Genomic DNA, 22,602 nt, shown 5'->3' on the forward strand with positions numbered 1-22,602 from the left:
TGGTGTAGCCGATCAGATCGTAGCTTCTTGATTTAGTTCCATCGAATTACGCAACAAAGCCCGTGAGAAATAGTCTTGCATTGGTTTTTCATTATAAATTTCCTTATTTAAGGGACGAAAACCAAGAACTTATCTTCTTCAAGAAATCGGGTTTGCTCTATTTCTACAGATACATCCTTGGTGGTGAAACTATATGGCCTTTCATGAGACACAAATCGAACTAAACGTTGTAGTGGTCGCATCGCATCATGTGCGCCGCCTGCTCTAAATATATTGTTCATTCCGGATTCAACTATTCGCTCAACACCTTTTTGAGCAAATATATCTCGGTATTTAATTGATGCATCCCAAGGGTAAAAAGAAATTGTTTGAGTTTTATGCTTAGCGATATAATCAACAACATCTTCAACCTTGTTTATTTTGTGAATATAAACACAACGACTTAAAGGATGGTTATATTCAACACCAGCTTCTGATTCTATAATCATCCACTTATTATCTGGTTCTGATATAACATTGAGACCTGAGAATTGACACTCTAGCCGAGTAAAGGAAAATAAAGCCTCTTCATCAAAGCTTTGCTTGGACTTAGGGAGTATATTTTCATAAAGACATAGTTTTTCTACTAACTTATCTTTAAAAGCTTCGTAGTTATTCCCACAAAAATATATATTTTGAGTAGAGAAGCAAGCATTTTGGTCATAAAAGCAAATATCATGAGCGACGCCGGAAGCGGCCTCATCTAAGTTGGTCGGCTCATCTAAAATGGTAAAACTTTTTTTAGGACCAAACTTCAAAACATCAATGTGTGAAGGCGAATGCTTAACGGCCCAATCAATTGCATCCTGCCCGCCCCAAGCAACAACTGCATCCATATGACTAATTAGCTCTTCCGCAATTGTCGTATCTGCCTTATGGGGCCAATAGACGACGGAGAGTGACTTGGAAATCGGGTGTTCTGGGTTCACATCAATGAAGCTCATTGCTAGCGCATGGGCAGTAAACGGATCAGAAGCCGACATTCGAACGATACATTGATTCTTGGTCAAGATGCCGCGCAATATCGATGTCACACCAGAGAGAGGGACATTACCCGCAAGCAAATGCATGACTCGTCCTTTCGGAAAGGCTTTTACATAGCACTCTCCTTGAGGCAACCATTCATCCTGAATATGAGCAGACCCAAGTTCTGTATTAATAATGTCGTACAAGGCACTTTTAGAGCAGAGAATCATCGCGATCCAATTTGCCTCTAACTTCGCCATTTGTGGTGAGTAACCTAAATAAGTAATTAGAGTCCTAATATATGCCCTTCTTCTTGAATATTCTTCATTCTTCCAACGTTGACCTACTGTATAAAGAAAATTGATAATATTATTTACATTTAGATCACTCAAAAAGTCATAATGAAGTATTTGTGACAAAATTTCATGGTTCAGAGAATCTATCTTTACTTTTTTTTCTTCAAAAGTGATCTCATAACCTTTTCCTTCAGTAGAAACTATTTGACCATTTATAATCAATGGCAAGTGTTTTTCCATATCAAAAGCTCTCCTTCTAATTTGGAAAAACATTAGTTCTTAGAATTTGAGATTGAAAGAAATTTCATGTCAAAATACAAATAATATTACATCAATCAAACTAATTAGGTTTTATATAAACTGATGGCATTATAGTTTATATTGATTATAGTTATTCATAACATTTAAATAGGTTATAAATTTCAGTTATTTCTATTGTTAGACTCATCAAATGTTTGATAGTGATAACCATTAACTTATGCATAAATACAACATACTTTAATTAGAACCTTTTCTTGTAAGGCAATCTAAGCCAAGTTAGCTCAGGCGCTTAAACAAAAGCACATATGGAAAATATGCAAAACAATGCATAATCTATAAAATTAGTCACACCATATACACCACAAAGACCATGTATTAAAAAGGGGGTTTAGGTGGTAAGTTTGTTCAAAATTACCCCGCCCCGCATTAAAACCTAAACTTAAGCATCGCTACATTTAACGATTGCCCTAGAGTGGTTTTAAATTTTCAGAAATCGACATCAATTAAATTTTCATTTTGACTTTCAGATTAGAAATTGCAGAAAGAGGAAAACTTAATTCTTATGTATCAACAACTTAAAAGTTGGCACATTCCTTTCATTGCATATATCACGAACCAATGAGAGGGCGAATTATGAAAAGGACATCACTACTACTTGGGTCTCTAATAGCGAGCGCTTATGCACAAGCGGCGCCATTTGACACATGCCCAAGCAAAGCGTACCTATTCCAATCAACCCCGGTTCAAATCTATGGCGTCAATTTGGTTACAGGTTCTACGACTCTTTTAGAGGACGACACAGGTTTGGCTTCGGGCATTAACGGCGTAGGCTTTAACTTCACTGACCGTTATATCTACGGCTACGACACCACAAATAAAGAGATTGTTCGTCTTGGTCAAGACTTCCAAGCAGAGACGCTTGATGTTTCTGGTCTTCCTGCCGACCACACGTTTTACGTAGGTGACGTTTACAACCACGTCTACTACTTGTACCGCAAAGGCAAAGGACTTTTCTCCATTGACCTTTCTCCACTCGATTCTGATCCAAATGCGACATTGAGCATCGTGAAAATTAGTTCAACAGCGACGGTGAACCTAACCGACTTTGCATTCCATCCAAGCGACGGTTCCCTTTACGGCATCGACAATAATTCTGGAGTGCTGTACCAGTTCAACCCATCGAATGGTAATACGACTGCGATAGGTGATACAGGCGAGTTAGGCACATTTGGTGCTGGCTACTTTGATGTAAACGGCAACTACTACGTGTCACGTAACCAAGATGGCAAAATCTATCGTGTTGACCTTTCGGAAGGCAACGCAGCCAATATCGCAGCGGGCATTGTTCCTGCGGTCGAGTTTGTTTCTAACGGCCCAAGTTCAAGCCAAAATGACGGTGCTCGATGTGCCAATGCGCCTGTGATTGACGAAGACGATCCGATCGATTTTGGTGACGCACCGGACACTTACAGCACAACGCTTGCTTCAAATGGTCCGCGTCACGAAGTCGATGACGTTACTTGGCTGGGGTCTGTTGGTCCAGACGGTGATTCTGATGGGCAAGCAGACGACAACGCAGTTGGTGCTGCCGATGAAGATGGCGTTGGTTTTGTTGCTGCACTCGATCCTGGTTTGAGCTCCGTTGTCGAAGTAACTGCATCAACAACAGGCTATCTATCCGCTTGGTTTGACTGGAACCGCGATGGTGACTTTGATGATGATGGCGAGCAAGTCTTCACCAATGAGCTTCTCGCTGCGGGTAGCAACTCCCTTCCATTTGTTGTTTCTACCGCTGCGACCGCCGGTTCAAGCTGGAGTCGTTTCCGTTTTAGTCAACAAACTGACCTTAACTATGATGGTGGTTCAACATCAGGCGAGGTGGAAGATCACCCAATCACAATAACGGCTAATGGTTACGCTGTGGAGCACTTCCCAGCAGTAGACGATTACGCATCCGTTGCTTATGAAGACAACTGGCCATATACAGCGGACTATGACATGAATGATGTCGTTGTTGACCTACAAATCACAGAAACCACGTTGGCTGGTCATGTCGAAAACATCAAAATCTCGGGCAAATTGGTCGCTTACGGTGCCACCTATAAAAATGGCTTTGCTATTCGATTACCTGGTGTATCACGAAGCAGTATCGAAACCTCATTGACAACACTGACATTTGATGGTGTTGAGCAAGCGTCAAACGGACTGGAAAGCATCTCTGATGAAGCAATATTTATCATTGGTGAAGACATGAGTGTTCACGCCGCCAGCAGCGGTGGATGTACTTTCTTTAGAACCGAATCTGACTGTGATACCAATACTGCACTGTTGGATTTTACCCTCAACATCTACTTTACAGAAGGTTCTGATCGCTCTGCGATAACCGATATGCCATACGACCCGTTCATCTTTGCAACACCAAATACTTACCATGGCGACGGCATCACTTTCCAACCAGGTCGTAAATGGGAAGTGCACTTACCCGGACAAGCACCAACTGAGCAATTCGATACATCCTTATATGGCCGAGGTGTCGATGCAAGTTTGAATGGCTCAAACAACTACTTCAAAACAGCCACTTACCTTCCTTGGGCTCTACTTATTGTAGAAGACTGGGAGTGGCCTTTAGAACGAATTGACATGGTTGAAGCCTACCCTGCATTCCAAACTTGGGCTGAGTCTGGAGGTACAGAGAGCGAAACCTGGCACCAATCACCAACAGCCGACAAGTGCTACAACCGTCCATAGGGAGATAATATTATGAAATACTTAACCACAATCATTATGGGATTAGCACTAACGGCATGTGGCGGTGGCGGCGGTGGTGGAGGCGGCAGTAGCAGCGACGATGATAGTTCAACACCACCACCAGCACCACCTCCAACAACAGTGACGGTTCCGGAAGAAGAGACCACCATGCAGGATTTAGTGGTACCAGAAGGCTTCAACTACAACCCAGTGAAAGAAGGCACACTTAGTGTCGATATCAGTGGTTTCTCTTCTCAACGTGCGCATTTAAGCTTGTATAAGGACTTCCAAGAAGACGGCGCAGGTAACTACAAAGCCAATTACCCCAGCAAAGTGGCTTCTATACCCTTGAGCAATGGCCAAGCAGATTTTGATTTCAATATCTCTGACAGCCAAGGTGATTTACTGGTCGAGATTTGGTTTTACGATGGCACTGACCCAATTCGACGAGTTATTTCCACCAGTGATACGAGCTTAACGTTGTAGTCTCTGACCAAACCGAAAGGTAATAACGGTACGAACAACAAGCTTTACCGCAAAATTGTCCATACTTTAACTTAAAAATCGCATCGTTCTTTTGAACATGCGATTTTTTTATTGTAAAACAGAAGGATTACTGAAGATGCGGGAAAACACGTTGGACAACCCCAAAACCTACATTTTTGTCTTTTCAGGTACCATACTGCTGTTAGTTTTTGCGCTTTGGTTAACATCATCAGAGAAAAACCAAACCGTCACTACAACGGTGATAAGTAATACATTAACTCAATCGCTTGACGGACAACGCCGATACTTAACCATCGATTTACCTGAACAAGGTCAAGCACCTATCTCGGTCCCTGTAACGGTAAATTGCCCAGTAGGTTCAACGGTGACATTCAACCAAACCACAGGTTCTCTCTTCGAGCAGCCGCTCACATTTTTGAAATGCGAATAAGCCTATTCTGCTCATTTATACAACGGCTTCATGCCATGGTAAGGAAGCACAAAACATGCAAGCACTGATTACTGTCAATGAATTACAACCACTCTTAGGTAAACCAAACCTTAAGCTCTTAGATGCGAGCATTGCTTTTCAAATTCCATCCGAAACAAAGAAAATTCAGAACCAATGGATTTCTGGTACGCAGCGTTTTGATTATGACAATAACTTTTGTTTACCGAATTCCCCCCTTCCCCACATGATGCCAACGGAAGCTGACTTCAATAACCGCGCACAACAGTTGGGGCTGAATAACGATGATCTCATCGTGATCTATGACAACTCAGGTACGCTAGCAGCACCAAGAGCATGGTGGATGTTAAAAGCAATGGGGCATAACAATGTTCGTGTTTTGAATGGCGGTTTACCCGCTTGGATTGACGCGGGTTTCCCCGTCGTAGACACACTTGTACAACCCAAAGAGCTAGGTGATTTTTCTGGCAAATTGGATGAAAAGGCATTTTTGGATGCCCAAGCGGTTCTTGGCCACTCAAATCACCAAAGTGCAAATATTATTGATGCTCGTTCCAAGGCTCGTTTTTTAGGTGAAGTGCCAGAACCTCGAGAAGGTCTACGCAGTGGGCACATTCCGCATGCGGTTTGCTTGCCGTTTCAAGAACTATTAACGGACGGTCACATTAAGCCAAATTCAGAGTTGCAACAGATATTTAGCGAACTAACAATAAATAATGATAAATCAATCATTTTCAGTTGTGGTTCTGGTGTCACTGCGTGCATTTTGTTACTAGCAGCGTATCAACTAGGCATGCAAAAACTATCGGTTTATGACGGGTCATGGACAGAATGGGGCGCAGACCAATCCCTACCTATCGAGTGCTAATTTAGGAGCTATCAAAATAATATGATCGGATTAAAGAAGAACATTTGGACGCTGTACATAACGCTTTTCGCAATTAGCGTCGGTTTGTTTTCTTTATTTGGTCATTATCACTACGAATCCACCCTCGATAAATACAAAGACAAGCAGCTCTTACAATTGGAGCTGTTTGCTTCATCGGTCGATTCACTCTTTAAAGCACAAGAAACCCTTCTTGAAGTTGTCGGTCATCAGCTTATTGAGCAAAATGACTTCACGCGCACCGCCTCTCTTCAGATGCGTCCGCTGCTAGACAATCTTATGAGTATCCACCCAGCAATCGCTGCATTTGGTTTAACAAACCCTCAAGGAGATTATCTTGCAATAAGCTCCAACTTAGATTTGCAAAAACTAAAGAACCTCAATCAAAATCCGCAAACCAAAGACACATTCATTGCCGCACTTGAATCTAATCATATGGTCGTTGGACGCACGTATTTTATGCCTGCTCTCGATTCATTGGTGATCCCAATTAGAAAAGCAATTCGTGATAAACAGGGACGAGTCACTGCTGTAATGACGGCAGGCTTCAAAATGAATTCTTCCTTGGTCTTTAGAAATGATATTCATGCCAACGAGCACAATCGCGTTTCCCTAGTACGTGAAGATGGCTACTTAACGTTTACATCCGCAGAGCAGGCGACGGTTTACAGTTATAACCATCCTGCTGATGGCCATAAAAAATCAATCGTTTTTGAGCAAGTAGACAAAAAATATGGCTGGAGCCGAGATACTGTCAAGTCACTAGCGAGCGCGGTAAATATTGTTGCAGATGACCCTAGAATCAATCAACTCGTGACGTTAAAGTATTTGCCTGACTATAAACTTTGGGCTTCTTCATCTACTGATCTCAGATATATCCAAAGTGGATTCTTTGAGCAATTCGCTCTTTATTCCATCGTATTCATTTTCATTCAAGCTGGTTTTTATGCGCTCGTCCGCTCCATTGCGAACAACGAATTGGCGACGCGAGAGAAACTCTTATATCAAGCGCACCATGACCACCTCACTCTCCTGCCCAATCGTGAATATTTGCGAACCCACATCGGTCGCTGGCTAGGAGGGGCTTCCAACCCTTTTACTCTGATGTTTATTGATGTCGATAACTTTAAATCGGTCAACGACACACACGGCCATGAATTTGGCGACGAAGTGTTAAAACAAATCGCTCAGCGCCTAAAAACGTTTGAAGCGGAAGGACGATTGATTATCCGAGAAGCCAGTGATGAGTTCATCCTTCTTGTCAATCTCGTAGATAAAGCCAGCATCAATACGCTTGCTAGCGATCTCATCGCTTATTTATCCGAACCTTACATTGTTAAAGACAACCAATTCTTACTCAGTTGCAGCATTGGTATTGCACTTTACCCATCCCATGGCAACAACCTAGATGCACTGCTTCGCTCAGCCGATATTGCGATGTACCAAGCGAAAAAAGAGCGAAACACCTACAGCTTGTTTGACCAACAGATGCATGTAAAGCACTTGCACAAAATGCGCATCGAACAGCGTTTAAGGCTAGCCATCGAGAGACAAAGCCTGTTTATGGTTTATCAGCCTCAACTGAACGTAAATGGGCAGGTTTATGGCGTGGAAGCGTTGATTCGCTGGCAAGACGAAGAGCTTGGTTTTGTACCACCCAATGAATTTATTCCTTTGGCCGAAAGCTCTGGTTTAATGGTTCGTCTGGGAGAGTTGATAATAGAAAAAAGCCTTATTGATATGGCAAGGTTGATGGCAACTTCACACCAACCGATTCAAATGTCGATCAACATATCGGTCAAGCAATTTATTCAGGTGAACTTCGTCGACAATCTCCTTGCATCGATTGAAAAACATGGTGTTGACCAAAATCGAATTACGTTGGAGATAACCGAAAACTTGTTCATTGAGGATTTAGACAAGTTCGCACCGATTTGCGAACGCTTACACCAATTAGGCTTTAAAATTTCACTGGATGACTTCGGTACAGGTTACTCTTCTTTGAGTATGCTGAAAGCCCTTCCAATTGATGAGGTAAAGATTGATAAAAGCTTTGTCGATAACATCGAAGAGGATGAAAAAGCCCTCAACATGGTGCAAAACATCATCGCCATTGGTAAGAATTTTGGTATGAAGGTCTTAGCGGAAGGTGTAGAAACAAAGCAACAACGTGATCAGCTTGCTGTTTGTGGTTGCGACCTAATCCAAGGCTACTTCTATTCCAAACCACTGCTTTTTGAGGCGTTGATAGAATTTGCACAACAAAGCAGCAATGAAAAAGCCGTCGCAGAATAACAACGGCTTGTTTTCATTATTCCCCTAGTGTCATCGTAAACCAGCGAAAAAGATGCCTTCGAATGCTTACTTCTGCATTTCTTTATACATCACTTCGACGAGCTCACCTTTCGGATCGCCAGACAGCTCCCAAGTAAAAATACCGCCGAGTTTTGCTTGTTTAGCCCAATCTGCTTTGGCTTTAATTGAACGCTGATCTTCAAACGAAATAAAAACTTTCTTATCTGGATTCCACAAATAAGGAGCTTGTGATTGCTCGTCATATTTGTATTCGTAACCTTGCTTAGCACTGTAGTTCTTCATCAAATCCCAGAACATGAAATAGCCATTCTCACCAGTACCAAACTGCGCACCTTGTTCTGAAACCAAATCCTGTGTCGGCAAATCACCTGAGAAGTCTTTAGTCCCTTGCCAGCCGCGTCCATAGAAAGCAGCGCCAATCACCAACTTCTCACTAGGGATACCCAGTTCAATCATCTGGTTAATGAAAACATCTGCGCCCATGCCCCACCAGCTGCGTTCGGTAGCGTGCAAGTTAGTCGTATGTCCAGTTTGCTGACCCCAACCACCTAGGAAGTCGTAAGTCATTGCGAACATATTCGTTAGGTAAGGTTGTGCCGCTTTCCAATCAATGCCTGCCGCTTTTGAACCAACGCCCACTGCCGTAGAAAGCTCATATTCGCGTTTTGTTTGTTTCGCTAATGCATCTAAGTCACCACGCATGGTTTTTACAAGATAAGTGAATGCATCACGTTCTAACGCTTTCTGCTCATCGGTCAGTTTGGTATCAGGGTTCCAAGGCGATGTGGTTAAACCGCCGCCACCTGGGTATTCCCAGTCAAGATCGATCCCATCGAAGAAATCGTATTGAGCAATTAACTCGACGGCCGTTTTTGAGAACTGATCCATCGCTTGCTTGTTCTTCGCCATTGCGTGAAACGGTTCAGACATGGTCCAGCCACCAAAAGAAGGCAGAATTGTTAAATCAGGATATTGCTTCTTAAGCTCGGCGAGTTGAGCAAAATGCCCCTTGTAAGGCACTTTGACAGAAACTGGGCCAAAATCTTTCTCAAGCGCGGCTTCGGTATCAACAAGAATCGCGGTGTAAGGTTCTTTGCCTTCGCATTGTTTGGCAACGAGCTTTTGAACCGTTTCCGACGCACCAGTATGAGGACCACACATGCTTAAAAATGCGTAAATAATATGGGTAAGGTTGTCCGCTGGGATGTCTTTCACTGTGTATGGGTTTTCAGCATTCGCGTATTGCCAATCAGCGAAGTAGCCTGCAACGACCTTTTGCTCAGCTTGAGCAACCCCAGTTAACCCCGTAAATAGTGCAGCTGCGAGAAGTGTTTTTTTCATGGTTTCCTCCAGAGTAATCAATTCCAAATTACTCCTGAGGAATATTTTTAACTTGCAAACGAAATCAGGCTGCGAGTGATCTATAAATCCTCGCAGCCTGATTACATAAGTTGCATATTATTTGTGCTAAACCTCTGATGCTTCGCTATCGTGCATTTGCTCATCTAAGTTCAAAACGGTAAGTGCGTTACTCACACTCGTCGCGATAACATCAATAACTCCAGTTCTCAATGCTCCTAGTAGCGCAAGAGGTTTACTGTTTTCTGCGGCAATGGCGATGACTTCAGCAATGGGGCGGAATTCATCAATCCCTAAACCTATCACTCGATCGCTCATGACAGTGTTTGCTACGTTCCCATGAATATCAAAGAAATCATATCCAGCAAAGTCTCCGACAACACCTTGCATCAATCGTGATTGCACGACTTCATCTGGAGTAAACCAACCAAGGTCAACCATGTAACTGTTTTCACTCATATCGCCGATGCCTACCAAAGCGACATCAGCTTTACGTGCAAGATCTAGCGTTTGTTTGACCGTCGCGTTTTGCATAAATGCAACTTTTTGCTCTCGGTTTTCTGCATAAGCTGGGGCGTACAAGGTTTCAGAAGTGCCACCGTATTTCTTCGCAAACTGTCGGCAAATATGGTCGGCGTTAAACATACCACCACGCGGGTGAATACCACCGATGCCACACACGAATTTACAATCTCGCGGGGTAATTACACCAACGTGATGTGCGACAGAAGATACGTTTCGCCCCTGCCCTACAGACACCACCATGCCATTTTTGAGCGTGCTGGTTAAATAGTTAGAAACCAAGCCCGAAACCTGCAACCGCTGTGCTTCTTCATTCGGCTGGTCGAGCGCAACCAATGCTCGCTTAACACCAAATCGTTCAATTAGACGTTGTTCAATTTTGGCGCTAAATACTGGGTGATACTTTACGGTAATTTCGACAATGCCTTCATCACGTGCCTGTTTTAGCATTCGGCCAACTTTGGCACGTGAAATCGCGAATTTTTTTGATATTTCTTCTTGCGTCGCACCATCCTGATAATAAGCAACGGAGATCTCCGTCAACAAGTCTGTGCTTTCAATAGAAATATCTTGGTTAGAACTGCTCATGGTTTTTCTCGCCCTTTTAGAGGATCGACATTGTATGCGGTAGTGAGCATCTGCTCATTGACTTATCATATGTTACCTAGCAATTTTAACGTTACATTTGCTCACTGCAATAACATTTTCTCAGTGGCGATTTATCACTTTTAGATGACTGTTCAAGCCTTGAACAATAAGGGCAAACGTTTAATTCGTTCAACGACTAAACATCCAAGAAAAAAACGTTGATGAAGTTCACTATAAGTCAGCTTCCCCAATTGACTTTCGGCATGGATAGGATAAATATGGACACATCATTTACTCAGCTACCGATCATATGTTCAGGGCAAATGTTCGGTACCGAAATTTTCCGTAGTTGGTTGAGCAGATGTCTCGTTAATTATGATGAGACGATTGGCCGACTCGCTTGCAAATGCACAAGCTGTGGTTCAGATAACCACACTTAAGCCCATTTATATAGGATGATCGATTATGAGCAACAAGTTAGAGCAACTTCGTAAACTAACGACTGTAGTAGCGGACACTGGTGAAATTGACGCAATCAAAAAGTACCAACCAGAAGATGCGACAACTAACCCATCTCTTATCCTAAAAGCGGCTCAAATCGAAGAGTACGCGCCTCTGATCGATGCTTCTATCGAGTACGCAAAAGCGCAAAGCAATGATAAAGCACAACAAGTTCAAGACACTTGTGACATGCTTGCTGTAAACATCGGTAAAGAAATTCTGACAACGATTCCAGGTCGAATCTCAACAGAAGTAGACGCTCGTCTTTCTTACGATACAGAAGGCAGCGTGGCTAAAGCTCGCCAGCTTGTGAAAATGTACAACGATGCTGGCATCACTAACGATCGCATCCTAATCAAACTAGCTTCTACTTGGGAAGGTATCCGTGCTGCTGAAATCCTAGAGAAAGAAGGCATCAACTGTAACCTAACACTTCTATTCTCATTCGCACAAGCTCGCGCATGTGCTGAAGCTGGCGTATTCCTAATCTCTCCATTCGTTGGTCGTATCATGGACTGGTACAAAGCGAAAGAAGGTCGTGACTTCGAAGCATCTGAAGATCCAGGCGTAATTTCAGTAACTGACATCTACAACTACTACAAAGAGCACGGCTACAACACGGTTGTTATGGGCGCAAGTTTCCGTAACATCGGCGAGATCCTAGAACTTGCTGGTTGTGACCGTCTAACTATCGCTCCTGCTCTTCTAGCTGAACTAGAAGCGGCTGAAGGTGAAGTAGTTGAGAAGTTGGTTGACTCTAAGGGCTCGAAAGAGCGCCCAGCGCCAATGACTCATGCCGAGTTCCTATGGGAGCACAACCTAGACGCTATGGCAGTTGAGAAAGTAGCAGAAGGTATCCGCAACTTCGCCGTTGACCAAGGCAAACTAGAAGACATGATCGCAGCTAAGCTGTAATCACACAGAATTAAAAAAGGGGAACGTTTGCGTTCCCCTTTCAATTTCCAATTCCAATATTGAAAGACTGGTAGTTATTATGGACCGTAAAAATCTAGCTAATGCTATTCGTGCACTAAGCATGGATGGTGTACAACAAGCAAACTCTGGCCACCCAGGCGCACCTATGGGTATGGCTGACATCGCTGAAGTACTTTGGCGCTCTCACCTGAACCACAACCCATCGAACCCAGAGTGGGCTGATCGTGACCGTTTCGTGCTATCTAACGGTCACGGCTCTATGCTGATCTACTCTCTACTGCACCTCGCAGGCTACGAGTTGTCTATCGATGATCTTAAGAACTTCCGTCAGCTTCACTCTAAAACTCCTGGTCACCCAGAGTACGGCTACGCACCAGGTATCGAGACAACAACTGGTCCTCTAGGTCAAGGCATCACTAACGCAGTTGGTATGGCGATGGCTGAGAAAGCGCTAGCGGCACAGTTTAATAAAGAAGGCCACGACATCGTTGATCACTTCACTTACGTGTTCATGGGCGACGGCTGTCTAATGGAAGGTATCTCGCATGAGGCATGTTCTCTTGCTGGTACGCTAGGCCTAGGTAAACTGATCGCATTCTGGGATGACAACGGCATCTCTATCGACGGTCACGTTGAAGGTTGGTTCTCTGACGACACGCCTAAGCGTTTTGAATCTTACGGCTGGCACGTTATCCCAGCAGTAGATGGTCACGATGCTGAAGCAATCAATGCTTCTATTGAAGCTGCTAAAGCGGACCCACGCCCTACGCTGATCTGTACTAAAACCATCATCGGTTTTGGTTCACCAAATAAATCTGGTTCGCACGACTGTCATGGTGCACCACTAGGCGCTGAAGAAATTGCAGCGACACGTAAACAACTTGGTTGGGAGCACGGTCCTTTTGAAATTCCGTCGGAAGTCTACGCAGAGTGGGATGCGAAAGAAGCAGGCGCAGCTAAGGAAGCAGCGTGGAACGAGAAACTTTCTGCTTATGAAGCAGCATACCCCGAGTTGGCGGCTGAGTTTAAGAGACGAGTAAACGGCGACCTACCAGCGGAATGGGAAGAGAAAGCAAACGCAATCATTGCTGATCTTCAAGCTAACCCAGCGAACATCGCATCACGTAAAGCATCTCAAAACGCACTAGAAGCGTTTGGTCAAATGCTTCCAGAATTCATGGGTGGCTCAGCTGACCTAGCGCCTTCTAACCTAACCATGTGGTCAGGTTCTAAATCTCTAGAAGCAAGCGACTTCTCTGGTAACTACATTCACTACGGTGTACGTGAATTCGGTATGACAGCGATCATGAACGGTATCGCACTACACGGCGGTTTTGTTCCTTACGGCGCAACGTTCCTAATGTTTATGGAATACGCTCGTAACGCAATGCGTATGGCTGCTCTGATGAAAATTCAGAACATCCAAGTTTACACGCACGACTCTATCGGTCTTGGCGAAGATGGTCCAACTCACCAACCAGTTGAACAAATTGCATCTCTACGCCTAACGCCAAACATGAGCACATGGCGTCCATGTGACCAAGTTGAGTCTGCGGTAGCTTGGAAACTTGCGATTGAACGTAAAGATGGTCCGTCGGCTCTTATTTTCTCTCGTCAAAACCTAGCGCAACAAGAACGTACAGCTGAGCAAGTTGCAGATATCGCGAAAGGTGGTTACATCCTGAAAGACAGCGATGGCAAACCTGAGCTGATTCTTATTGCGACAGGTTCTGAAGTTGAACTAGCAGTGAAAGCAGCTGAGCAACTAACGGCTGAAGGTAAGAAAGTACGTGTTGTATCAATGCCTGCGACAGACACCTTCGACAAGCAAGACGCGGCTTACCGTGAATCAGTATTGCCATCAGACGTAACAGCACGTATCGCTATTGAAGCGGGCATTGCTGACTTCTGGTACAAGTACGTTGGCTTCGATGGTCGTATCATCGGTATGACAAGCTTCGGTGAATCTGCACCAGCTGACCAGCTGTTCGAAATGTTTGGCTTTACTGTAGAAAACGCAGTAAACACAGCAAAAGAACTGCTAGCTTAATCGCTTAGTATTATCAGTTTTCTCTATTGCGAATGTGAAAACTGAAAAGCCCCGCTCTCTGCAGCGGGGCTTTATTTTATCTATCGATTATCTATCGATAACGAATCCTAAAGCATCTAATCCAAGTTACTTCTCTTCAAACTGAATCGCAATTCGATAGAAGTCTTGTACTTGCTCTTTCAATTGTTGGCTGTTTTGCTCAACGGAGTGCGTCGCTGCTAAGTTCTGCTCTGCGGTAGAAGCAATCGAATGAATGTGCTGATTCACATCGCTAGATAACTGGAGCTGCTTATTCGCGGAATCAGCAACGTTGACCATTAATCCGCTCATGCTCTGCATCATTTGCTCAACTTCAGACAGGCGTAATGCGCTCTGTTCAGCGACCTGTGAGCACGTGTCCGTTTGATCTTTATTGGCGATAATGTCTTTTTGCCAGCTTTGAATCGTTGCCAGCATCGCTTCAATGGAAGCTTGAATTTGATCCGTCGCATTGGAAGTCCGTCCGGAAAGGGCTCTCACCTCGTCAGCAACGACGGCAAATCCACGTCCTTGCTCACCCGCTCTTGCTGCTTCAATGGCAGCATTCAACGCAAGTAAGTTAGTTTGGTCAGCAATCCCGCCAATCTCTTCCATCAATTGGCTTACCTTCTGAGCTTGGTCACTCAACTGATAAGTGGTCTCCGTGGCTTTTTCTGCTTGTAAGCTCAACTGTGACAAATTGATATGAGTTTGATCGATGGTTTCTTTCGCCATTAGACAAGACTTCAGTGTGTCATCGATCAATAGATGCGCGTCATGGGTGCTCGATGACACTGAATTGGCAGACGCTTCCATCGAATCCGCCGCATCGCGAACTTCATGAATGTCTTTATTTTGCTGTGTCAATGCTGTGAGTACTTCTGCCGTAGTATGACTAAGCTCTTCTGCGCAATTTTGTAATGGCATTGCTGAATCGGTCATTCGACCAAGTACCGTACGAATACGAGCCGACAGCATTTTGATATGAAAATCAGCGATAGAAAACGGCTTATTACCTGAATACACTAAACGACTTACACTGTCATATTGCAACTGAAGTTTCTTAAACTGTTGTGGCGTATCAATGAGTTCTTGACGGAAAAGCAATGCCAGAACCCCTGCAGGCAGTAATGACGCCAGCCAAGCTAGAGGACCATCTAGAGCTAAAGCGAAGCTCGTCATTGGCGCAACAAGTGCACCTAAAAGAATGCCATAACGCAATGTTTCATTGAGCTTTAACGACCAAGTTCTGCCAGACTTCTCTGCTTTCAACAGTCCCTGATACGCTTTAGCCGCAATATCTACCCATTCTCGCTTAGGTTTCACTCGAACCGATTGGTAACCTACAACTTCGTGTCCTTCATAGATTGGCGTTACATAGGCATCCACCCAATAATAACCGCCTGACTTAGTTTTGTTTTTCACAATACCTCGCCAAGCTTTTCCTTGTTTCAAACGTGTCCACATATCGCCGAATGCCGCTTTAGGCATATCACTATGGCGTACAATGTTATGGTTTTGACCGAGTAATTCTTCAGAGGTGTATTCAGCAATTCGGCAAAACGCATCGTTGCAATAAGTGATCACACCTTTTAAGTTTGTGGTAGAAACCAATTCATCGGTTTCTGAGAAGAGCGTTTCTTGAGCTTTGAGAGAAGATTGGGCTGACATAGATAGACTTCTATAATTATTATTAATTGCGACAGGTTGTATACACGAATGTTGTTTTTATTACAAAATGCTAGAGAAAAAATCTTACCGATGCGACATTTCAAGCCTAAAAAACTTACTTAGATAACAATAATTAACCAGCAAATCTAAACAATGTGAACTTCTAGACAAAAAAGACCCGGTTATAATGACCGGGTCTTATAAATTTCTATTAACGGTTACGCAGCTTGAGACTGAGTATCGTTATTCGCTTTAAGCACGAACACCACCATCACGAAAATAACAAACGGAAGTACATATAGGTTTAGATTTTGCCATCCCACCGTCGACTCCAACCAACCAGAGAGCAATGCAGTAATCGTCACGCAACTGAATACAAAGAACTCATTGAATGCCTGAGCTTTGCTTTTGTTCTTAGCCTCATAACTTTGGCTAAATAAGCTTGTTGCGGCGATAAACATAAAATTCCAGCCAACCCCAAGTAAAATCAACGCCGTGCTGAAGTGCCAGATTGAAAGGCCATGCATGTTGATCGCAATACACGCAATAAACAAAACGCCACCAGCTAATATCAACTTCTTAGCCCCAAACTTCTCAATCAAACTTCCGGTGAAGAAAGCCGGCACAAACATGCCTAATACGTGCCATTCAATAACACCTGCCGCTCTCGTGAAATCGAAACCACAACCAATCATCGCAAGTGGTGTCGCGGTCATAAGAATGTTCATTACTGCATAAGCCACCATGGCTGCCATCACGGCAATCATGAAGTTTGGCTTTCTAATGATCGCAGTAATCGAATCTGGCTTAGTATCAATTGACTGTGCGTGAGCCGGAGGGAACTGAATAGTTTGTAGCAATATTAAGGCCGTAACATAGAGCACAATCAAAACAGCAAAAGCACTGATATAGAGCCCGCCATCCGACCATTGTTGTGAATAAACCGCTAAGTTTGGTCCTAATACAGCCGCCAATACGCCACCAGCCATAGATATAGAAATTGCTCTATGCCTTGCAGATTCATCACATACTTCAATGGCAGCGAACCGATATAAAGTGCCAAAACCGATGCCAATACCCAACAAAAAGGTAGCAGTACAAAAAAGAGTGAAGTTTTGTTGTGACAATGCGTAAGTCGCCAACGAAGCACCAAGAATACCAATGACGTTACCGAGGCTAAAGCCCAGTCGTCGTCCCAGTTTCCCCATAATTAAAGAAGCGGGAATCGTTGCTGACATTAACCCTAAAAATTGCAACGCGACAGGTAGAGTAATCATGCTTGATGACGGGGCAATTTGTTTACCGATCAGGGCAATAACTGAAATCAGTAAGATGTTTCCTGTCATGAGCAAAGCTTGGCAAAGTGACAGCAACCAGACGTTTCTGTTCATCTCATTCCTTGAGTAATTCTAATCTATGCAAATACATTAGCGGATTTGGTCCATAAATACATGAGATAGTTGCATACGGTTAAGTACAATGAACGCGCAATTATGACAACCAATAACTCCAAAGCGCTCAGAAATGAAAAAAGCCAGCGCTGTGCTGGCTTTCATTCATTTCAAGCTTATTGGCTTATTTTGCTCGACGAGCTTTAATAGAGTCTGATAGCTGGCGTAGAACCGTCTCAGTATCTTCCCAACCAATACAAGCATCGGTAAGCGATTGGCCATAATTTGCGACCTTACCATCCACAAGATCCTGACGACCTTCAACAAGATGCGATTCAATCATCACACCGAAGATCGCGTCTTCACCACCAGCGATCTGTTCTGATACATCATCAGAAACCAACATCTGACGTTTGAACTGCTTAGAGCTGTTGGCGTGGCTAAAATCAATCATCACTTTCTTAGGTAGACCCGCAGCATCCAGTTCATCCTTAATTTGAGCAACGTGCGCCGCGCTATAATTCGGCTCTTTACCACCACGGAGGATGATATGACAGTCTGGGTTACCTGCTGTTTCTACGATTGCAGAATGGCCGTATTTAGTAACAGATAAGAAGTGGTGAGAAGCGCTTGCTGAGCGAATCGCATCGCTCGCGATCTTAATGTTGCCATCTGTACCATTCTTAAAGCCAACAGGGCAAGACAGGCCAGAAGCAAGTTCGCGGTGAACCTGAGACTCTGTCGTTCGCGCACCAATCGCACCCCAGCTGATAAGATCCGCAACGTATTGTGGCGTGATCATATCAAGGAATTCGCTCGCGGTCGGTAAGCCCATATCGGTCAGATCAAGAAGAAGCTTACGGCCAATGCGTAATCCGTCATTTAACTTAAATGTGTCGTCTAAGTACGGGTCGTTAATAAGTCCTTTCCAACCTACCGTTGTACGTGGTTTCTCAAAGTAAACACGCATCACGATTTCTAGTTGGTCGCCGAGTTCATCACGCAACACTTTTAACTTTTTACCGTACTCTACCGCCGCTTCTGGGTCATGAATTGAACAAGGGCCAACAATGACAAGTAAACGGTCGTCTTTGCCTTCCAGAATGTTGTGAATGGCATTTCGGCATTCAAAAGTAGTCGAAGAAGCAGTTTCAGTTGCCGGAAATTTTTCTAATACTGCAACGGGTGGCAATAGCTCTTTTACTTTATTAATTCTTACATCATCAGTTTGAAACATTACTTCTACTTCCTAGTTACTATCCCTGACCCACTATTTTGACCCAACTTTACTCAGTGCAACATTGTTCACAAAGCAAGCAATAACAAGGGCTGTAGGCTCATTTAATTGTGTCGATGGAAGTAACTTATCGACTTCACAGTAGACTTGCAATCACTTTTTCTAAAAAAATGCAAATTAACACCTAACGTTCATTTCAAAACACAGCGTACATTTAAGTTTACGAAAAAAGTTCAATAAAATTAGTTATTTTCTTAAAAATTTAAAAATCTTGTCTACAATGTAAGAAATATCAGAAGTTTGTGAGGGAGTTCGCGACTAAAAGTGTAGCAAGATCTAAGATATTGTTGCTTGATGTTAAATTAAATGACTATTAAACTAATTTCTTATAACTACCTAGTTTTACTCAAATTGTTAAAACAAAGTAGAAGTTAATATGCAATCAATACAAGGAAACATTATGAACAAAGTAGCAATTGCAGTAGCAGCAGTGGTAGCTGGTGGTTTAATGAGCTCTGCTCATGCTGAGATGTATATCGGGGGCAAAGTAGGCATGACTACTTTAGATGATGCTTGTTATCTAAACAGCCCTTGTGATGATGATGCTTTCGGCGCCGGAATGCACATCGGTTACGATTTCACCGATATCATTGCACTTGAGTATGGCGTTGATTACTTGGGTGACTACAAAGCTAACTTCAAGTCAGGGGCTAATGCTGTAGATACTATCGACGGCGATCTATGGGCACTAACACTTGCACCTAAATTCAACTGGCATCTAAACGACACGTGGAACCTATTCGCGAAAGTTGGTGGTGCTTACATGATTTCTGGTGACGAAAAAGACATCGTGCCTACAGGTTCACTTGGTGCGGAATACACCATTGACCGTAACTGGAGCGTTCGTGCGGAATACCAACGCTACCAAGACATCTCAGACGACGTTCTAGATGATATGGATGCTAACTTCTTCGGCATCGGTGTTAACTACAAATTCGCAGCAGCACCAGTTGTAGCGGCAGTAGTAACAGAAGAGGTGATGGAAGAAGAACCAGTAATGATGACGAAGACGCACCAAGAAGAGTACGGTACAGGTACGTTTGAATTCGACAGTGCAACACTGACTGATTCAGTGTCTGAGCGTCTAGATAACTTCGTTAATTTCTTGAACGAATACCCACAAGCTCAAGTTGAAATTACTGGTTACACAGATAGCTCTGGTCCAGCAGCTTACAACCAAAAACTGTCTGAGCGTCGTGCTCAAGCGGTTGCTGATTACCTAATCGCAGCAGGTATCGATGCAGATCGCTTCACAGTAACTGGTATGGGTGAAGAAGATCCAGTAGCTGACAACAGTACTCATGAAGGTCGCGAACAGAACCGTCGTGTTGTGGTACATGTACCTGAGTTCCAATACGAAGAACTGTCTCAACCTGAATAAGAGTTCCTACTCTGATTTAGTCTAAGGGATGCTTCGGCATCCCTTTTTACTTGCTTCAATTCCTCGCTTTATGCGTCTCATGTTAACGACGCTAATCAGGCACCACATAGCTCTCTAGCCTTAACCATTTCCACAACTTAACGCTTAGATCTTATCCAATCGACACACTCAAACCATTTTAAAACCTTCTTCTTGAACAGCTTTGTCGTCTGAACAACTCAAGACTTAAACAACCCTCAACACTCTTTATCTCTCACCTCGATTCCAAACGAACTTATACTGTCAAGATGGCCTAGAGCTCTCTTTTCGATATTCTTTTTTTAGGTTCTATTGACCTTTCGAGCTAATTTTTTGCAGAGAATGGTTTGCTGTTTATACAAGACAGAGACTTCTTATGTAGCTGGCCTACATAAGAAGTCAACAACGTAGTAGAAGTACCGCCGCACCGAAGATTGGTGCGGTCAGTCAGTCGTTAGAAGAAGAGTTTTACACAGAGAACAATGAGCCTAAGTAATGGTCAGCTAATAGTGCAACGAACAGAGCAAGCAAATGGTAGATAGAGAATTTGAACGTTTCCATCGCACTATTAGGCTGTGGAGAAAACTTCAGCTTCCACGCGTGGTACACAAAGCCCGCATTGAGTAATAAAGAGGAGAATAGATAGACAAAGCCGGCCATGCCGACTAGGACCGGTAATATACAAACTAACGTCAACAACACAGTATACAGAAGGATCGAAGTTTTGGTGTATTCAATACCATGAGTGACAGGCAACATCGGGATATCCACTTTTCGATAATCTTCTACCCGATGTATTGCCAATGCCCAAAAATGGGGTGGAGTCCATATAAAAATGATCATCACAAGCAGCCACGCGTTGGCATGTAATTCGCCAGTAACCGCTGTCCACCCTAACAAAGGCGGCATTGCGCCCGCAATCCCCGCAATCACTATGTTCTGTGGAGTAGCGCGTTTGAGATACATGGTGTAAACCACCGCATAACCCAACAAACTTAAAAACGTCATCCAAGCAGTGAGCGGATTAATTAACGCATATAAAAGAACAAACCCAATCAAACCTAAAGCGCTAGCAAACATGGCAACGGACAAAGGATTCGTGTCACCAGAGGGCAATGGACGCTTATGTGTTCTCGCCATACGAGCATCGATACGTCGATCAATGAGGTGATTAAACGCCGCTGCAGAACCTGCCATCAAACCAATTCCTATCAACCCAACCATCGCTTGCATCCATGGGAAGTTAACCACTGGCGCGAGGATCATTCCGACTATCGCAGTGATTAACATTAGTGCGACAACCTTAGGTTTAGTAAGCTTTAGGTAGGTTGAACCAATCTTCTTACCGCTTTCAAGAGGTAATGTGATTTCTTTACTCATAGCGAACTCCTTTCGCTTGATGACTCCAACGAGATTTCCCTTGCCATAGATAGAACTGACTGACACAAATAAGCGTTAGCATAATAGCCGCTCCTAGGTTGTGTGCTACTGCCACATAGATAGGAAGTTGGAACACAACATTGCTTACGCCCAATAGGATTTGGCAAAACAAAGCTAAGCCAATCCATACACCCAAGCGTTGAGAATGGTGTGAGTCTTGTTTTAATAGTAATACGCAGTAAATCAGCACAACACATGCGGTAATGATGGCACCAATACGATGGCTGACATGAATTGTCATTCGTGCTGGGTAATCTAGAACACCAAACTCATAGTTATCAAACCCTGTTTGCCAGAAAGAAAACGCCTCTTTCCAAGATAAGTAACTGGTCCAGTTCCCCTCACAAATCGGTAAAGCGGTGCACATAAGAGCAGCGTAGTTGGATGATGTCCAACCACCAAGCAGGACCTGTGTTAACACTACGCCAAAAGCGATCAAGGAAAAGGTTCTCACGTTTTTTGAAGATGGCGAAAAGTAGAGGCTGTTCTGAGATTTAATCTGACAATAGAACACCGCTTGGAGAGCAAGCAATGTAAATCCGCCCAGTAGGTGCAACATAACAATCACTGGCATGAGTTTTAAAGTTACGGTCCACATTCCCAATGCTGCCTGACCAATAACTAAGACGCAGAGTAGAATCGGAATCGTCGCATCAACACGTTCAGCCCTAACGGCAACAATCGCCATCATCAAAATTACGAGCCCTAAGGTGCCCGCAAAATAACGATGAATCATCTCCAGCCAAGCCTTTCCGTGCTCCACTGCACGTTCTGGAAATAACGCATTCGCTCGAGAAACTTCAGCATCGGTTTGAGGAACGAGTAGTTGACCGTAACATCCCGGCCAATCTGGGCACCCCAAACCTGCATCAGCCAGTCGCGTATATGCGCCTAACATGATGACCACAAGAGTAAGACACAGGCTGAACCTAACCAAACCATTTAACGTCATATTGCCCCTCC

16 protein-coding genes are annotated in these 22,602 nt (G+C 43.7%); 8 read left to right on the forward strand and 8 right to left on the reverse strand.

Going from position 1 to position 22,602, the window contains the following annotated elements:
• Nucleotides 1-107 precede the first annotated feature (107 nt).
• Nucleotides 108-1,541 (reverse strand): aldehyde dehydrogenase family protein, encoded by a 1,434-nt coding sequence (locus ITG12_RS21545; protein ID WP_038875368.1) that lies wholly within the window; start codon nucleotides 1,539-1,541, stop codon nucleotides 108-110.
• A gap of 654 nt (nucleotides 1,542-2,195) precedes the next feature.
• Here ITG12_RS21545 and ITG12_RS21550 point away from each other — a divergent pair.
• The 5 genes from ITG12_RS21550 (at nucleotide 2,196) to ITG12_RS21570 (ending at nucleotide 8,446) form a co-directional block, all read left to right on the forward strand.
• Nucleotides 2,196-4,310, forward strand: a complete 2,115-nt coding sequence (locus ITG12_RS21550; protein ID WP_038875371.1) for an LruC domain-containing protein — start codon at nucleotides 2,196-2,198, stop codon at nucleotides 4,308-4,310.
• A 12-nt stretch (nucleotides 4,311-4,322) separates the two neighbouring features.
• Complete coding sequence (locus ITG12_RS21555) at nucleotides 4,323-4,796, forward strand: hypothetical protein (RefSeq protein WP_038875374.1); 474 nt, start codon at nucleotides 4,323-4,325, stop codon at nucleotides 4,794-4,796.
• 151 nt (nucleotides 4,797-4,947) lie between these two features.
• Nucleotides 4,948-5,247 (forward strand): hypothetical protein, encoded by a 300-nt coding sequence (locus tag ITG12_RS21560; RefSeq protein WP_038875508.1) that lies wholly within the window; start codon nucleotides 4,948-4,950, stop codon nucleotides 5,245-5,247.
• A 55-nt stretch (nucleotides 5,248-5,302) separates the two neighbouring features.
• Nucleotides 5,303-6,133, forward strand: a complete 831-nt coding sequence (locus ITG12_RS21565; RefSeq protein WP_038875377.1) for a sulfurtransferase — start codon at nucleotides 5,303-5,305, stop codon at nucleotides 6,131-6,133.
• Between the two features lie 21 nt (nucleotides 6,134-6,154).
• Nucleotides 6,155-8,446 carry an EAL domain-containing protein gene (locus tag ITG12_RS21570; protein WP_038875379.1) on the forward strand — a complete coding sequence of 764 codons (2,292 nt, stop codon included), beginning with the start codon at nucleotides 6,155-6,157 and terminating at the stop codon, nucleotides 8,444-8,446.
• 66 nt (nucleotides 8,447-8,512) lie between these two features.
• Here ITG12_RS21570 and ITG12_RS21575 read toward each other — a convergent pair whose 3' ends face one another.
• Entirely contained in the window at nucleotides 8,513-9,808 is a 1,296-nt protein-coding gene (locus ITG12_RS21575) for a glycoside hydrolase family 18 protein (protein ID WP_038875383.1), read from the reverse strand.
• Between the two features lie 126 nt (nucleotides 9,809-9,934).
• Nucleotides 9,935-10,936 carry a sugar-binding transcriptional regulator gene (locus tag ITG12_RS21580; RefSeq protein ID WP_038873779.1) on the reverse strand — a complete coding sequence of 334 codons (1,002 nt, stop codon included), beginning with the start codon at nucleotides 10,934-10,936 and terminating at the stop codon, nucleotides 9,935-9,937.
• A gap of 465 nt (nucleotides 10,937-11,401) precedes the next feature.
• Between ITG12_RS21580 and tal the strand changes: the two genes are divergently transcribed.
• Complete coding sequence (gene tal / locus ITG12_RS21585) at nucleotides 11,402-12,352, forward strand: transaldolase (protein ID WP_038873776.1); 951 nt, start codon at nucleotides 11,402-11,404, stop codon at nucleotides 12,350-12,352.
• Between the two features lie 79 nt (nucleotides 12,353-12,431).
• Nucleotides 12,432-14,423 (forward strand): transketolase, encoded by a 1,992-nt coding sequence (gene tkt / locus ITG12_RS21590; RefSeq protein WP_038875387.1) that lies wholly within the window; start codon nucleotides 12,432-12,434, stop codon nucleotides 14,421-14,423.
• A gap of 126 nt (nucleotides 14,424-14,549) precedes the next feature.
• Here tkt and ITG12_RS21595 read toward each other — a convergent pair whose 3' ends face one another.
• The 3 genes from ITG12_RS21595 to aroG form a co-directional block, all read right to left on the reverse strand.
• Nucleotides 14,550-16,112 carry a PAS domain-containing methyl-accepting chemotaxis protein gene (locus ITG12_RS21595; protein ID WP_038865349.1) on the reverse strand — a complete coding sequence of 521 codons (1,563 nt, stop codon included), beginning with the start codon at nucleotides 16,110-16,112 and terminating at the stop codon, nucleotides 14,550-14,552.
• 218 nt (nucleotides 16,113-16,330) lie between these two features.
• The gene (locus tag ITG12_RS21600) at nucleotides 16,331-17,503 is read right to left on the reverse strand and encodes an MFS transporter (protein ID WP_038875390.1); all 1,173 of its coding nucleotides are present in this window, start codon (nucleotides 17,501-17,503) and stop codon (nucleotides 16,331-16,333) included.
• Nucleotides 17,504-17,687: 184 nt separating this feature from the next.
• A complete protein-coding gene (gene aroG, locus ITG12_RS21605) occupies nucleotides 17,688-18,740 on the reverse strand; it encodes a 3-deoxy-7-phosphoheptulonate synthase AroG (RefSeq protein WP_038875393.1) in 1,053 nt (350 codons plus the stop codon).
• Between the two features lie 460 nt (nucleotides 18,741-19,200).
• Here aroG and ITG12_RS21610 point away from each other — a divergent pair, with 460 nt between their 5' ends.
• Nucleotides 19,201-20,181, forward strand: a complete 981-nt coding sequence (locus ITG12_RS21610; protein ID WP_038865343.1) for an OmpA family protein — start codon at nucleotides 19,201-19,203, stop codon at nucleotides 20,179-20,181.
• A 486-nt stretch (nucleotides 20,182-20,667) separates the two neighbouring features.
• Here the strand turns inward: ITG12_RS21610 and cyoE are convergent, their stop codons facing one another.
• Nucleotides 20,668-21,579, reverse strand: coding sequence for a heme o synthase (cyoE, locus tag ITG12_RS21615; RefSeq protein WP_038875395.1), 912 nt, complete (start codon nucleotides 21,577-21,579; stop codon nucleotides 20,668-20,670).
• Nucleotides 21,572-22,591 (reverse strand): COX15/CtaA family protein, encoded by a 1,020-nt coding sequence (locus ITG12_RS21620; protein WP_038875398.1) that lies wholly within the window; start codon nucleotides 22,589-22,591, stop codon nucleotides 21,572-21,574. The genes cyoE and ITG12_RS21620 overlap by 8 nt, the downstream gene beginning before the upstream one ends.
• Nucleotides 22,592-22,602: the final 11 nt, after the last annotated feature.

The sequence above is a fragment of the Vibrio sp. ED002 genome (assembly GCF_023277445.1).
Taxonomy (GTDB): Bacteria; Pseudomonadota; Gammaproteobacteria; order Enterobacterales; family Vibrionaceae; genus Vibrio; species Vibrio jasicida.

Bases quoted from the DNA above. Each gene is read 5' to 3' on its own strand.
- tal (WP_038873776.1), top strand. From the start codon at position 11,402: ATGAGCAACAAGTTAGAGCAACTTCGTAAACTAACGACTGTAGTAGCG.
- tkt (WP_038875387.1), top strand. From the start codon at position 12,432: ATGGACCGTAAAAATCTAGCTAATGCTATTCGTGCACTAAGCATGGAT.
- ITG12_RS21570 (WP_038875379.1), top strand. From the start codon at position 6,155: ATGATCGGATTAAAGAAGAACATTTGGACGCTGTACATAACGCTTTTC.
- ITG12_RS21565 (WP_038875377.1), top strand. From the start codon at position 5,303: ATGCAAGCACTGATTACTGTCAATGAATTACAACCACTCTTAGGTAAA.
- aroG (WP_038875393.1), bottom strand. From the start codon at position 18,740: ATGTTTCAAACTGATGATGTAAGAATTAATAAAGTAAAAGAGCTATTG.
- ITG12_RS21595 (WP_038865349.1), bottom strand. From the start codon at position 16,112: ATGTCAGCCCAATCTTCTCTCAAAGCTCAAGAAACGCTCTTCTCAGAA.
- ITG12_RS21610 (WP_038865343.1), top strand. From the start codon at position 19,201: ATGAACAAAGTAGCAATTGCAGTAGCAGCAGTGGTAGCTGGTGGTTTA.
- ITG12_RS21575 (WP_038875383.1), bottom strand. From the start codon at position 9,808: ATGAAAAAAACACTTCTCGCAGCTGCACTATTTACGGGGTTAACTGGG.
- ITG12_RS21545 (WP_038875368.1), bottom strand. From the start codon at position 1,541: ATGGAAAAACACTTGCCATTGATTATAAATGGTCAAATAGTTTCTACT.
- ITG12_RS21580 (WP_038873779.1), bottom strand. From the start codon at position 10,936: ATGAGCAGTTCTAACCAAGATATTTCTATTGAAAGCACAGACTTGTTG.
- cyoE (WP_038875395.1), bottom strand. From the start codon at position 21,579: ATGAGTAAAGAAATCACATTACCTCTTGAAAGCGGTAAGAAGATTGGT.
- ITG12_RS21555 (WP_038875374.1), top strand. From the start codon at position 4,323: ATGAAATACTTAACCACAATCATTATGGGATTAGCACTAACGGCATGT.
- ITG12_RS21620 (WP_038875398.1), bottom strand. From the start codon at position 22,591: ATGACGTTAAATGGTTTGGTTAGGTTCAGCCTGTGTCTTACTCTTGTG.
- ITG12_RS21550 (WP_038875371.1), top strand. From the start codon at position 2,196: ATGAAAAGGACATCACTACTACTTGGGTCTCTAATAGCGAGCGCTTAT.
- ITG12_RS21600 (WP_038875390.1), bottom strand. From the start codon at position 17,503: ATGAACAGAAACGTCTGGTTGCTGTCACTTTGCCAAGCTTTGCTCATG.